Origin of the sequence: Treponema putidum (genome assembly GCF_024401155.1) — a bacterium.
GTDB classification, from domain to species: domain Bacteria; phylum Spirochaetota; class Spirochaetia; order Treponematales; family Treponemataceae; genus Treponema_B; species Treponema_B putidum.
In genome coordinates, this window is sequence record NZ_CP038804.1 from 2748842 (window position 1) to 2762635 (window position 13794).

Genomic DNA, 13794 nt, shown 5'->3' on the forward strand with positions numbered 1-13794 from the left:
CGCCTTATTAAATCAATACGCCGATAATATACCAACTGGAGATAAGGGGAATTGAACCCCTGACCTCTTGCATGCCATGCAAGCGCTCTACCAATTGAGCTATATCCCCATCAACACGAAAGGATTATATCAATAAAGCTAATACTATGTCAAGTGTATTTAAAGAATTATCCGCTATTTATTACAAAATAATCATACCGCTTATTTTTTCTTTTAGCTGTTCAATCCCTCTTCCCGTCTTAACCGATATTTCAACAAGTTCGGGGTAATGCTCTTTTAAGCTAAGTATTTGAGCCTCATCAAAAACGTCATCCGTTTTGTTTACGGCAATTATAGAGGGCTTATTACCGCAGGAAAGCTCGTCTAAGACCTTTTTTGTTACTTCAAGACATTCCGGCATTGCAGGATGGGCTGCATCGCATACTATTATTAAAAAGTCTGCAAGAGCCGCTTCTTCTAAGGTAGAGCGGAAGGCATCAATCAACTGGTGAGGAAGATTGCTTACAAAGCCTACGGTGTCGGTCAATAGAATTTGAATATTTTTTTCGGCTGTTTGTAAAAAAACTTTTCTGGTTTCGGCATCAAGGGTGGCAAAGAGCTTATCTTCGGTAAATACTTCCGTTCCGGAAAGTTTTTTTAACAGGGAGGATTTTCCGGCATTTGTGTAGCCTACGATGGCTCCTATTTTCTTATCCCCGTTTAAGCGGGTTTTACGCTGCTCACTCCTTTGAAGTCTTACCCGCTCGACTTCTTTTTTGAGCTTGGAAATTTCGGTTTTTAACCGTCTTCTGTCAAGTTCCAGCTTTTTTTCACCGGCACCTCTGGAAGCTCCTCTCGTTCCCTTTGCCCCGCCCCTTTGCTGGGCAAGGCTCGTCCATCTTCTGGTAAGGCGGGGCATAGAGTATTCTAAACGGGCGAGTTCAGCCTGCAAGACTGCCTCCCTTGTTTGAGCCCTGTCCGCAAATATTTGGATAATAACCTCGGAGCGGTCTATAACGCAGGTGTTTAGGGCTGCTTCAAGGTTTCGCTGAATACGGGGGCTTACTGCACTATTAAAGACAACAAGGTCAGCTCCTTCTTCTTCGATAGCTTGGGCAATTTTTTCAAGCTGCCCCGAGCCTACAAGAGTTGCAGGGTTTTCTTTTGCTATTTTAAAACGGAGGGAGGATAGGGGCTCTAAAAAGATGGTCTTAACAAGGCTTTTTAGCTCTTTTTCTTCTATTTCTTTTAGGGCATCCGCACTTTTTTCATGCAAGGAAGAGCGGCTTATATGAGAATTTGAGGCCGAACTTGAAAATATATCCGTAAAAATGAGTAAGGCCTTTTTTGTTTCGTTATCGGTTATATACATGCCGCTAGCTCCTTGTAAATTATCAATCTGTTAGACTGCCAATGGTTGCATTTTTATAATTTTTTAATCATTATCAAACACGGATTCCATTCATCCCAAAGTGTGGGAAAAACTTCTAATTTTTTAAATCCTTGTTTTTTGTAAAAGGCTATTGTTTGGTCATATTCTTTATAATGACCTTCATCTACCGTTTTTACCTGTATATAATCATATTTAGTTGAAGCAAATTTTTTTAGCTCATTAAATAATAATGTGCCGATTCCCTTATTGTGATATAGTTTTTTTACTCCCATGCAATGCACATCAGCACAATCGGGGCTCGATTCGGTTAATGTTATAAACCCGATAATTTCATCATTTTCCTTTGCTGCCCATAAATCCAATTCTTTTGAATCATTGATATACTCTTTTGTGCTTTCAGGCAAGCCGAACCATTCCGGTAAATCAGTCAAAACTTCTTCGACAATTTTTGCTTTTTCGTCTTTGTTTTCTATTTTGATAATTTTTATCATAAATAACTCCTATTTTGCTTTTTAAACTTATTCTATATCTAAGCCCTTAAAAAAACAAGGGCTTACCCGATTTTAGGTAAGCCCTTATGATTAAAGTTTTGAATCGTCTATCGAATTAAGCCATTTTTCACATTCAGGGGTAACCGAAGCGATGCAGCCTTCTTCAAAGGGATTTTTTAGGTTTGCAAGTTTTAAAAGCTCCAAGAAGGGAAGGCTTCCGCCGGCCTTGCAAAGGCGCAAATAATCTTCCCAAGCCTTTTTTCGGTCGGCATTGGCTTTTACCCAGAACTGTAAGGCACAAACTTGAGCCAAGGTGTAGTCGATGTAATAGAATGGGGAAGCAAAGATGTGCCCCTGCTTTACCCAAAAACCGCCTCGGTTTAGGTAGCCGTTATCGGCATAATCGATTGAAGGATCGTACTTTAATTCGATTTTATGCCATTCGGCCTTTCTTTCGGCAGGGCTTGCTTCGGGATTTTCATATACCCAATGCTGGAACTCATCGACGGTCGCTCCATAGGGAAGAAATTCGAAGGCACCGGAAAGATGGGTAAACTTAAATTTTTCGGTTTGGTGTTTAAAGAAAAGCTCCATCCATGGCCATGTAAAAAACTCCATACTCATCGAGTGAATTTCGCAAGCCTCAAGGGTCGGCCATCCGTATTCGAGAAGACGTGCATTTCTGCTTTGATAAGCTTGGAAGGCATGGCCTGCCTCGTGAGTCATAACCTCGACATCGTGCTGGGTTTTGTTAAAGTTTGCAAAGATAAAGGGAACCTTGTACAGAGGAAAGCCCGTACAATAGCCGCCTCCCGCCTTTCCCTTAGTAGAAAGTAAGTCCATAAGGCCGTAACCGGTCATCATCGTAAAGAATTCGCTTGTTTCGGGCGATAGCTCGTTGTACATCTTCTTTGCCTGTTCTACAATCCAATCAGGCTCGCCTTGAGGAACGGCATTTCCCGTAAGGTATTTAAGCCCGGTGTCGTAATAATAAACCTTATCGAGCTTTAACCTCTTGCTTTGGCGTTTTTTTAAACTTTGGGCAATGGGAACAACAAGCTCGTAAATCTGCTTGCGGTATTTTGCGACCATTTCGGCATTGTATTCGGTTCTGCCAAGCCGGTCATAGGCAAGCTGAACAAAGTTTTTATAGCCCAGTTTTTTGGCTATCTTTGTGCGTACCTTTACAAGCTCATCATAGATAGAATCGAATTCGGCTTCATTTTCTTCAAAAAAACCGTAGTAGGCCTTTGCCGCCGCCTTTCTTACCTCTCTGTCCATGTTTTGCATAAAGGGACTTAATTGGGAAAGGGTTCGTTTTTCGCCTTGAAATTCGATTTGAGCAGAAGCAATGAGCTTACTGTATTTGCTGGCCAGTTTGTTTTCGGTCATAAGGTCGTCCATAATTTCGGGACTGAATACCTTTAGGGCTAAATCGGTTAAATCAAAGATTTGATGGCCGAATTCCTTTTCTAGCTCGGCTCTGAATTTGGATTTGACCATTTCTGCACCGAATTCGTTTGAAAGTTTACTAAAGAGAGGCCCTGCTTCATCATAAAAGTCATTCTCTTTATCGTAGAATTCATCCCTTGTATCGATAGTATGCCTGACAGAGGCCAAAGACGACATAGTGCTGTACTCGCGGTTGATAGCCTGCACCATATCGATAGCTTCTATCTGTTCTTTTACCGAAGAGGCTGCCTTAAATTTAGATAGGGCATCGGCAAAGCCCTTTTCAATAGCTTTCATATCCGGCCTCGTATAAGGCATTTCCTTAAAAGGAACCAAAGGCAAAGTTTTTACTGTAGATGTGTCTGACATAAGTTCTCCTGAAAAAAGTTTTTTACAAAACAAGTATATAAAAGAATTAGCCTTATGTCAATTGAATGGGTTTTGGTAAGATATTCTTTAATTTACCCTTTGCGGTTTATTTAATTTAACCGCAAAGATGCCAAGAGCTCAAAGGGATTTGAAGAAAGGCCAAGAAATACTAAAAAGCTCTTTGAATTATAGTTTTATACTCCGCTATTGTCGAGGCTTGTACCAATTCTTGACGGAGGCGGGATCCGTTCGGTATGCCCTTGGTGTAGGCGGCAAAGCGTTTACGCATTTCACGGCAGCCTTTTTCTTCTCCTTTTTCGCCGCATAAAAACATCAATTCTTTTAAGCCTGTGCGGATTTTTTCTTCAGGGCTTATTTCGCTGTATGTTCCAGTGGTTAAGAGCTCCCTTGTTTGGGTAAAAATAAAGGGGTTTCCCATAGCGCCTCGGGCAAACATTATGCCTGCACAGCCTGTTTTTTCAAGCATTTTTTTAGCGTCTTCGGGCAAAAACAAATCTCCCGATCCGAAAATAGGGATTTTATAAGGCCTTGCAAATTGAACCAGCTCGCCAAGGATGTTCCAATCGGCCTTTCCTGAATACATTTGGGTACGGGTTCGAGGATGGAGGGTGAGCATTTTAATTCCCGCATCTATGGCGGCTGCGGCAGCTTCTTTCCAGTTAAGTTTGTCGGCGGTAAAGCCCGACCGTATTTTTAGGGTTACGGGAATCTTATATGGCTCCATTGCATCGTTTACCGCCTTTACAATCCTGTACAAAAGGGAAATGTCCGTCATCAAAGCTGATCCGGCTCCGTTTTTGGTAATCTTTGCCATGGGGCAGCCCGAATTTATGTCGATACATTCGGGAGAATATTTTTCGGCAATTATGACGGCTGTTTTTGCCATGTATTCGGGGTTTGATCCGAATATCTGTACGGCATAGGCCTTTTCGTTAGGCGCTCTTCCGATAAGGGTTTCGGTTTTTTCGGAATTCCGCACGACGGCCTCCGAAGAGACCATTTCGGTGTATGTAAAATCCGCACCGCAGTCCACGCAGATGGAACGGAATGCCTTGTCGGAGTAGCCTGCAACAGGGGCTAAAAAGATGTTCCCCGATAAAAGAAGCCCGCCTATTGAGACGGGCTTGTAAAGCAATTCTTCCATGTTTTATTCGGGCAGCCGGAAGAGCTTACAGCTGTTTTTCCAAAGTTGATCGGCAAGTTCTTCAATATCTTTACCCAGCATTTCCGCCATAAACTTCACGGTTTCGATGGTGTTGGCCGGCATATTTCTTTGGCCGCGATATACCGATGGGGGCATAAAGGGGCTTTCAGATTCGACTACGATGCGGTCAAGGGGAAGGGCTAAAACCGTATCATGCAAATTTCTTGCATTGCGGTAAGTCAAATTTCCTGCAAAGGAGAAGTACAGAGGAAGCTTTAAGGCTTCTTTTGCATAAATATCGTCTTCTGAATAGCAATGTAAAACGCCTCCTTCTTTGGGAATCCTTTCCTTTAAGATATCAAGAAGATCTTTTCCGGCTTCTCTATTGTGAATAATTACCGGAAAACCTGCCTTTGAGGCAATGTCAAGCTGGGCTATAAAAAGCTCAATCTGGGAGCGTTTATCCCCGTATTTTTTGCAATAATCAAGGCCTATTTCTCCTACAGCCACTACATTTGGTAATTTTAAGCTTTCTTCTATTGTTTTTTGCCAGTCTTTTCCGGGAGATGTAACTTCAGACGGAGATACACCTACGGCATGGTATACCGCCGGTGAAAACCTAAGAGTTTCATACACCTTGGAAAAGTCGTGTAAACTGTTACATATACTTACTATTCTCATTACAGAGCCTTGGCGGGCTTCCTGCACAACGCGTAATTGCTCAATCGGATCGGAATAGATCAACCCGACATGAGCATGAGTATCAAAAATCTGCATATTATTCTTCCATGTAAAATTGATATAATAAATTTTTACCTATTAATTAAGGTAATATTACCGTCCTGTACAGGATAGCATAGAAATGCTTAATCGTCAACTTAAATTTTAAAAATATCTTGCTTTTTTGATGATTTCAGTATATGATTATCGTATAAGTATATTTTTGGAGGTATATATGTATAATGAATGTTTAGATCCTTTGTGTATTGCAGCTCTTGCCTTGTTTTTAGTTATTTCGATTATTCATTTAATCAAGTGCTTTCAGCAAAGACAAAAATGGGCTGATATGACAAAATTTATGCTGATGCCGGCCCTTCTTTTATTCTTTTTGGCCTTCAGCTTTGTAAGTATTAAAACATTTTCAATATTGAATGTTTTAATAATAATTGCTTTGGTTTTCAGTTTTTTGGGAGATGCAATACTTCTTTTTGATAGGGAAAAACAGAATTTTGCTCTTGGTATCTTATTTTTTGCAATTACACAAATATCTTATATAGTTTTTGCAATACTCGGTGCTAAGGTTGAATATATTCCCATTATCCCCGGAATTGTAGCGGCATTGATCTTTTTAGCGGCAATTGTTTATATTATAATGAGAACTAAAAAACAATTAAAAGGGCTTAAACCTATTGTAGTGGCTTACGGACTTATAATATCACTAATGAGCTGGATTTTTATAGTTTTTGCCTTTGCAAACCCGTCCATAGGGCTTATATTGGCCGCTATTGGAAGTGTTTTGTTTATTATATCGGACACTATGGTTTCAGCTAAATACTTTTTTGGCGGCAAGGCCGGAATGCGCTTTCTTATTATGATAACTTATATTTTTGCCCAAGTTTTAATTGTATTCGGAGCCATAGGAATTATCGGAGCTTAATGGTTTAATAAGAGTCTTTAGTAATTCAAATCGGTAAGCGGCTGCGGGTGTTTATCCGCTGCCGCTTATTTTTTACAGTTACAATATGGTTGGCCTTTTTGAGTCAAGTTGATATGTAAGAATATATGCATAATTATATTTTAGAAAAATGCGGAAAGACGCAAAAATCTAAAATGAGGTAAGATGCTTATGAAAATAGCTGAAAGACAAATGTTCAAGGTGATATATATGCGGCATGGAAGAATTGCTTTATGAATAAGTTTTTAACTTCTTTTCCGATTTTTTTTACTATGCACTTTTCTTTTATCGAAAATATGCTATAATACTACGAGGTGGTATGCATGATTACTGATAAACGGAAAATAGAGGCTTTGAGTAAAGCTCCTCTTTTTGCAGGATGGGATGAAATCTACTTAAAAGACATAGCCGATAAGGCAGGGGTAGACAGCTATCAAAAAGGGGATATCATTTTTAGGCAGGACGCAAAGGGAGACCGTTTTTATATTATTGTAGAAGGGAATGTTATAATTTTATCGCCTGAAGATAATTCAGTTCTTGCCGAATTTGTAAGCGGTGAAATGTTCGGAGAAACGGCAATGCTGACAGGCGAGGAGCAAAAAGCTATAGCTTCTGCCAATGAAGATTCTATTATTCTTTCTTTTCCTAAAGAAGGCACTCCTATGGAAGACGTTTTTAAGGATAATCCTATAACCTACGCTCAACTTTTAAAGTCTTACTTGGTAATGGTTTCAAGAAGAACCCGAAAGGCTAACTCTTTAATAAAAGAAAACTCCCCCATTATGCAAGAATTGCAAAAGCAGGTTTATGGCGATAAGCTTACAGGGCTTTTAAACAAGGCCTATCTTGAAGAAAACATTGCAAAGTTTATGAAAAGCTCTTTTTCTCTAATTATGATGAAACCCGACAACTTTAAAGCTATAAACGACACCTACGGCCACGAAAAAGGAGATGCCTGTCTTACCTTTATAGGTAATCATTTAAGCCGTTTTTTGGATACGGATTCGGTTCTAATCCGTTATCAGGGAAACGAATTTGCCGTTTTAACGCCTGAGCAGGGAAGAAAAGCCTCAGCTGTTTTAGCCGAAAAAATAAAGTCGGAGCTTGAAAGCCTCGATATTTCTCCGGTTTTAAACAGCCCCTTTAAATTGAGCATGAGTTTAGGCATTTTACTTTATCCCGATACGAAGATTGAAAAAACTGACTTTATAAAACGATGTGCCGAGATACCTCTTATCGGACGGGGGCGCGGAGGCTCTCTGATTCTCTTTGAGGAGGACATAAATGAATAGCTCAAAACAAAAATGGCTTGAAATTTTACAAAAGGCGCGGCTTTTTGACCATCTTTCTATAAAAGAAATTGAAGTTTTAGCTGAGGCAATGTTTTATGCCGAATTTGAAGCAGGTCATGCTCTTGTCTATGAAGGAGAATCGGGCAATGAGCTTTTTATCATAGTAAAAGGCACTATTTCCGTTTCGGTAAAATCGGAAGGAAAGGAAATAGAGCTTGTCCGTCTGGGAGCGGGAGATTTTTTCGGTGAAATGGCAATGCTGGAACAAGAGCACCGCTCGGCGACATGCCAAGCTGTTGAACCTACTTCCTGTCTTGTTCTAAAATCTCAAGATTTTTCTTCTTTAATTATAGATCAGCCGAAAATAGCTTCGACGGTTTTGTACAATATGCTTAAGATTACCGGCAGCCGATTAAGTAAGACGGACGGCCTTTTGTCGCAGATAATCCGGTGGGGTGATGATGCAAAAAAAAGAGCTATTACCGACGAGTTTACAGGGCTTTACAATCGAAGATATTTAGATGAATCTTTTGAAAGCCTTCTTAAACGCTGTGTCCGCCAGCATATCGGGGTCAGCTTTGCCATGGTAGATATTGATCACTTTGGCCGGCTTAATAAAGATTATGGAGCCGTCTTTTGCGACAAGGTTCTGTTATCCATTGTCGAAGTTTTTAAGCGCAATTTTGATACTGACGATATTTTAATCCGGTACGGCGGAGATGAATTTTCGTTTATTATCAGAGGAATATTGGAAAGAGCCGAATATCAGTGTAAAAGGGTATGTACCGAAGTTAATGCTTTAACTTTTCAAGAACACCCTGAATTACGGGTTTCATGTTCTATAGGCCTTGCCGTATATGACGAAAAGATGACTACACCTGAACTCTTAAAATTTTCCGATACGGCTCTTTATTCAGCAAAAGAGGGCGGTAGGAACAGGGTCTTTGTTTATCAAAAATAGAAAGTTTTACCGGAGTGTGTTCTTTAACATAATCAATGATATTCATCTTAGACACTTCCCAGCTCTACAAAGTCGGTAGAAATTTTATATGCTAAAAATTCCTTTTTATAAAAGATTTGTTATTGATTGTATTGATTATACCATAAACTAATTTCTTAGGCCAAGTTCGTTTCCCCAAAGACAATCTCCTTTGAGTTTTGTAAAAGCTCTGCAATTAAGTCTATTAGCTTCATCGAAATAAAAATTCTTAAAGATGGGAAAACGCCTAAGGCAAGGGTCAGCACAATTACGGCACTTATCCTAAAAGGCGAGGATTTAAAAAAAAGCTTAAATGTCCTAATAAAAGGATATTTGCTCATTTAGATTTTTCCGGTCTTGGTATAATTACTTTAAATTGTTCACCTTGAATATCATTTATTAATTCTATATTAGGCTGTTCGGATATAGCTCTTTTAATTCCTGACCCTAAACCGCTAAAAGGTAAAAGATGTAAAGCGTAAGAAACTAATTGGTTATTTCTTATTACGGGATTTCCGAATTTTATTTCTTCGACAGTCAGGTTATTAGGCAGTTTACCCGGGCTAATTATTTCAACTCTATTATCAAAAATGAGAATTCTAATAGGGGAATTTTTAAAATAATCTCTATGCAGCAAGGCATTTTGTAATATTTCAATAAGAGCTATTTCGGAGATTTCAAGAATACCTGTCGAATTAAAACCCTGTTCTTTTTGAACATGGTGTAAACAAGATTTTAAATATCTCATAGCTTCATCAAAGAGCTGAGGAATTGTACCTTTTAGATCTGAAGGTTTATTTCTATAGTAATTTCCCGATATATCGTTTCCAAAAAAAGAAACAAATTTAATCGTAAAAGCCGGTTTTATTTCTTGAGGATTTTTCCCAAAAAAAAGTAATCCCGCAAGCGTTAAGTGTTCATTTCGCAAAACCCGTTTTGCTTTTAAGGCCTGCTCAAGATTTAATCCTTTATCTTCGTATGTTGTACCGAATTCTTTTTTAAAAAAGTCTGAAAATTTTTCTTTATTGATATCATCGACGGAGGATCCATAAACTTCCATTTCATCTGCAAGCAAATTTGCACTTTGTTGGAATAAACGCATTATTTCCGAATTATCGGTAACAAGTCTTTTATTTGCTCCTTGTTTTATAAATATTTCGCCTTTTGATGTTTTATAAGGTTTATTTATTCCTTCTTGAATATGAATAGCTAAAATATATTTAGTTTCAGGGGTTTCTATTTTTAATACTTCGGTTGCAATATAAACAGGAGGCTTTAAATTATCGGCAGCTTGAGATATCCTTTTATCATAATCCTCTATTTTTTCGGGAGATAAGCCTACTATGCCGCCGGTAACATCCTTAATTCCAATTAAAATAAGCCCGCCTATGGAATTAGACATTGCAACAATTTCTTGTGCTATGCTTTCCAAATTAGGCAAATCTTGTTTAAATTGAACTTTGCTTGTTTCTCCCAATGTAATAATTTCCAATATATCTTTAGTATTCATAAATGCATATCTCCATTTATTTTTATATCTTCCCCTTTTTATACATTATCCTTGTGTAGATAATTGTGATTGCGGCTCCTACAGGGATGAGCATGCTTATGGCCTTTCCAAGTTGAGGCATTGCAATAAAAAGAATCAGCATAAAAACGAATGGGACTACGGCAATCTTAGGATTTTTTGCAACGAAGACTACCAAGAGGCCGCCGAAAAGGGCTGGCAGGATATTTTTAAAGGCCGGTGCCATGATGGGAGATTCCAATATGGGTTTTAATTGAGTCAATAAAAGCATTCCCAACACCAAGATGAGGGTTGTAGTAATGGAAGAAACTGCGACGGCTATTGTAGTAACCACATCACCTTCTTCGGTATTGGCCTCAACCTTTGCAGCTTCCAAAGCCAAAACTCCGCAGGGGACTTTTAGGTTCGTTAGGTTTCCTGTAATAAAGCCTACATATGTCCCGCCTGCACCGAGCATGGGTGCAAAGGTAAAGGCTTCGATAATGCCTACCGGCCAAAAAACAACGGCCACACCGAAAAGCCCCCTTAAAAGGAGCCAAAAATTAGGCCAAGTATTATAGTAAATACAGGTAAAAAGAGGATAAGAAAGAAACATTATAATGGCTATTATCATCCATGTTCTTCCCCACCTATGTATGCTTTTTTCGTATGAGCTGAATTCGATTTGTTTATCTTGCATAAAATTCTCCTATAAACTTAGACAATTTAAACTATCAACATAGTAATCGGAATGGAAAATGCCATCCCGCCCAAAAGGCTTATCGGCATCGCATAGCTTTCAAGCCATTTAGCGCTTGTTTTTTTTACGATTAAACCGCAGATAAGCATTAAAAGAGCCGAAAAGAACATCACAAAAACCGGAATCCAGCCCTTAAGCCCGAACCTGATTTCAGAAAATATCATTCCTAAAAAGGCGGAAATCATTCCCATAAAAAGGGCATCGATGAGGAGCTTACTCCATTTTTCATCCTTGGACTTCATCTTAATAAGATTTTTTTGCATCTTAGGCAGAAAAAGAGCAATCACGACAATCCCCGAAATTATTCCAAGAGCCATAACCCAAGAAATAGTCGTATAGGCTGCTGCATCTGCAATAGGCTGATCCAAGGGAATATCTAAGACGGAAGCTGCCGTGCTTGCCGCCGTAAGTTCATAGGTTAAAGCCCCTAAAACCGAAAGCCGGAGCCAGGGCAGAGGAAGGCCTAAAAATTTAGAAAGGCTTATCATGCCCAAAATTATGGAAATAGCTGGGGCAACCGTAAAAATCGCCGCTCCCGAGATAATTTGCTTTATCTTTTTTTTGGACATATTGAGCTCTTTTGCCCGCTTTAAAGCCTTTATCAAAAAAGAGACGGATTGAATTAAAACAAAGAGTATTACAACTCCTGCAAACCAAAAGAGAATAGAACTATTAACATCAAACATACATACTCCTTAAATTAGATATCACACATCCAGATTTGCATAGACGGCATTTTCTTCGATGAACTTTCGTCGGGGCTCGACTTCTTCGCCCATTAGGGTGCTGAAAATTCTGTCGGCTTCAACGGCATCGGGGAGGGTAACCCTCATCATTTTCCGTCTTGCAGGATCCATTGTTGTCTCCCAAAGCTGGGTTCCGTCCATTTCGCCCAAACCCTTGTACCGCTGAACGGCCGCATTGTTTCCGCGTCCTATTTGGTCCAAAACGGAATCTCTTTCATCATCATTGTAAACATACCATTCTTTTTTATTGTGAGAAATTTTATAAAGAGGAGGCATGGCAAGGTACACATGGCCTTTTTCGATAACCTGAGGCATGTACCTAAAAAAGAAGGTTAAAAGAAGGGTTCGGATATGGGAGCCGTCAACATCGGCATCGGCCATTATTATAACCTTATGATAGCGTAATTTTTCTATATTAAAATCTTTTCCGATGCCGGTTCCGAGGGTCGCAATAATAGGCTGAAGCTTTTCGTTATTTACCACCTTGTCGAGACGGGTTTTTTCGACATTAAGCATTTTTCCCCAAAGGGGCAGGATGGCCTGCGTCTTGCTGTCCCTTCCTTTTTTTGCAGAACCGCCCGCAGAGTCTCCCTCAACTATGTAAACTTCGCAAGATTCAGGATCCTTTAAAGAACAGTCTGCAAGTTTCCCCGGAAGGCCGAAACTGTCCAAACCGCTTTTCCGTCTGGTAGCTTCCTTTGCCTTTCTTGCAGCAATTCTGGCGGCGGCCTCTGCGACGCATTTTTCCAAGACCTTTTCCACTTCGCTTGGGTTTTGCTCAAAAAATAAGGTGAGCTTTTCGTTTACAAATGAGTCAACTATACCTCGAACATCGCTGTTGCCCAACTTTGTTTTTGTTTGTCCTTCAAATTGAGGTTCGGGTACCTTGACGGAAACGATGGCGGTAAGACCTGCACGGACATCTTCGCCCGTAAGTTTTTCTTCCTTATCCATCTTTTTTACAAGTTTAGGATACTTCTTTAAAAAGTCGTTCATTACACGGGTGAGGGCTGTTTTAAAACCTTCAAGATGAGTTCCTCCTTCGCGGGTGTTTATATCGTTTACAAACGAAAGGAGGTTTTCGTTATATCCGTCATTGTATTGGATGGCAACCTCACAGAGAATATCGTTTTTTTCGCCTTCGATAAAAACGGGACTTTTCGGAAAAACTTGTTTTGATTCGTTTAAATAAGAAACAAACTGCGATATTCCGCCTCCAAAAGCGAAGGTAACCTCTTTTGGGGTAGAAAGGCGTTCATCCCTCATCGTAATGGAAATATGACTGTTTAAAAAGGCCAATTCCCTTAAGCGGGTTGCAAGCACTTCAAAATTGTATACTGTAGTTTCGGTAAAGATGGAAGAATCTGCTGCCCACCTGATGACCGTACCGCTTTTTTCGGTTTCTCCTATTTTTTTTACGGGCTCAATAATGGAGCCTTTTTCGAACTTTGCATAATGCTCAAAGCCGTCCTTGTAAACCTTGGCTTCCATCCAGACGGAAAGAGCGTTTACAACCGAAACGCCTACACCGTGTAAACCGCCTGAAACCTTGTAAGAACCCTTGTCAAACTTACCTCCGGCATGAAGGCGGGTTAAAACCAGCTCTAAGGCACTTATTTTTTCGGTGGGATGGATGTCTACGGGGATTCCTCGGCCGTTATCTTCTACACGGACAATATCGTTAGGCTCAAGCACTACCAAAATTTTATCGCAAAAACCGGCCATAGCCTCATCTATACAGTTATCTACAACCTCATAAACAAGATGATGAAGACCGTCCGGCCCTGTAGACCCTATATACATACCCGGCCTTTTTCTGACCGCTTCCAAGCCCTTTAAAACCGTAATATTATTTGCCGAATAATTTGATTTTGTCATTTTTTTCCCTTAAAAACTTATAAATTCCCATAAAATTTGACAATAAATGCCTTTTTTCACTATATCATTATTGCAAAAAAAAGTAAAGAAGTAGTATAATGGGCTTCT

12 protein-coding genes, 1 tRNA gene and 1 pseudogene are annotated in these 13794 nt (G+C 39.6%); 3 read left to right on the forward strand and 11 right to left on the reverse strand.

What is annotated here, in order from left to right:
• Positions 1-36: 36 nt before the first annotated feature.
• The 6 genes from E4N74_RS12710 to E4N74_RS12735 form a co-directional block, all read right to left on the reverse strand.
• Positions 37-109, reverse strand: a tRNA-Ala gene (locus tag E4N74_RS12710).
• Positions 110-181: 72 nt separating this feature from the next.
• Complete coding sequence (hflX, locus tag E4N74_RS12715) at positions 182-1351, reverse strand: GTPase HflX (protein ID WP_255818113.1); 1170 nt, start codon at positions 1349-1351, stop codon at positions 182-184.
• A gap of 53 nt (positions 1352-1404) precedes the next feature.
• Positions 1405-1863: a GNAT family N-acetyltransferase gene (locus tag E4N74_RS12720; protein WP_044978490.1), complete on the reverse strand. Its 459-nt coding sequence runs from the start codon at positions 1861-1863 to the stop codon at positions 1405-1407.
• 90 nt (positions 1864-1953) lie between these two features.
• Positions 1954-3684, reverse strand: a complete 1731-nt coding sequence (locus E4N74_RS12725) for a M3 family oligoendopeptidase (protein ID WP_255818115.1) — start codon at positions 3682-3684, stop codon at positions 1954-1956.
• A 169-nt stretch (positions 3685-3853) separates the two neighbouring features.
• The gene (gene dusB, locus E4N74_RS12730; protein WP_255818117.1) at positions 3854-4849 is read right to left on the reverse strand and encodes a tRNA dihydrouridine synthase DusB; all 996 of its coding nucleotides are present in this window, start codon (positions 4847-4849) and stop codon (positions 3854-3856) included.
• A gap of 3 nt (positions 4850-4852) precedes the next feature.
• Positions 4853-5626 (reverse strand): TatD family hydrolase, encoded by a 774-nt coding sequence (locus E4N74_RS12735; protein WP_044978493.1) that lies wholly within the window; start codon positions 5624-5626, stop codon positions 4853-4855.
• A 178-nt stretch (positions 5627-5804) separates the two neighbouring features.
• Here E4N74_RS12735 and E4N74_RS12740 point away from each other — a divergent pair, with 178 nt between their 5' ends.
• The 3 genes from E4N74_RS12740 (at position 5805) to E4N74_RS12750 (ending at position 8777) form a co-directional block, all read left to right on the forward strand.
• Entirely contained in the window at positions 5805-6506 is a 702-nt protein-coding gene (locus E4N74_RS12740; protein WP_044978494.1) for a lysoplasmalogenase, read from the forward strand.
• Positions 6507-6847: 341 nt separating this feature from the next.
• Entirely contained in the window at positions 6848-7816 is a 969-nt protein-coding gene (locus tag E4N74_RS12745; protein WP_255805531.1) for a GGDEF domain-containing protein, read from the forward strand.
• A complete protein-coding gene (locus E4N74_RS12750) occupies positions 7809-8777 on the forward strand; it encodes a GGDEF domain-containing protein (RefSeq protein ID WP_255805532.1) in 969 nt (322 codons plus the stop codon). Before E4N74_RS12745 ends, E4N74_RS12750 begins: the two co-directional genes overlap by 8 nt.
• A 170-nt stretch (positions 8778-8947) precedes the next feature.
• Here the strand turns inward: E4N74_RS12750 and E4N74_RS12755 are convergent.
• The 5 genes and pseudogenes from E4N74_RS12755 to gyrB all read right to left on the reverse strand — a co-directional run.
• A pseudogene (locus E4N74_RS12755) lies at positions 8948-9136 on the reverse strand (hypothetical protein); the annotation flags it as partial.
• Complete coding sequence (locus tag E4N74_RS12760) at positions 9133-10305, reverse strand: RNA-binding domain-containing protein (protein ID WP_255818128.1); 1173 nt, start codon at positions 10303-10305, stop codon at positions 9133-9135. The pseudogene E4N74_RS12755 and the gene E4N74_RS12760, both read right to left, overlap by 4 nt.
• 22 nt (positions 10306-10327) lie before the next feature.
• Entirely contained in the window at positions 10328-11002 is a 675-nt protein-coding gene (locus tag E4N74_RS12765) for a hypothetical protein (protein ID WP_044978498.1), read from the reverse strand.
• Between the two features lie 26 nt (positions 11003-11028).
• Entirely contained in the window at positions 11029-11748 is a 720-nt protein-coding gene (locus E4N74_RS12770) for a DUF5058 family protein (protein ID WP_255818136.1), read from the reverse strand.
• Positions 11749-11769: 21 nt separating this feature from the next.
• The gene (gene gyrB / locus E4N74_RS12775) at positions 11770-13686 is read right to left on the reverse strand and encodes a DNA topoisomerase (ATP-hydrolyzing) subunit B (RefSeq protein WP_044978500.1); all 1917 of its coding nucleotides are present in this window, start codon (positions 13684-13686) and stop codon (positions 11770-11772) included.
• Positions 13687-13794 lie beyond the last annotated feature (108 nt).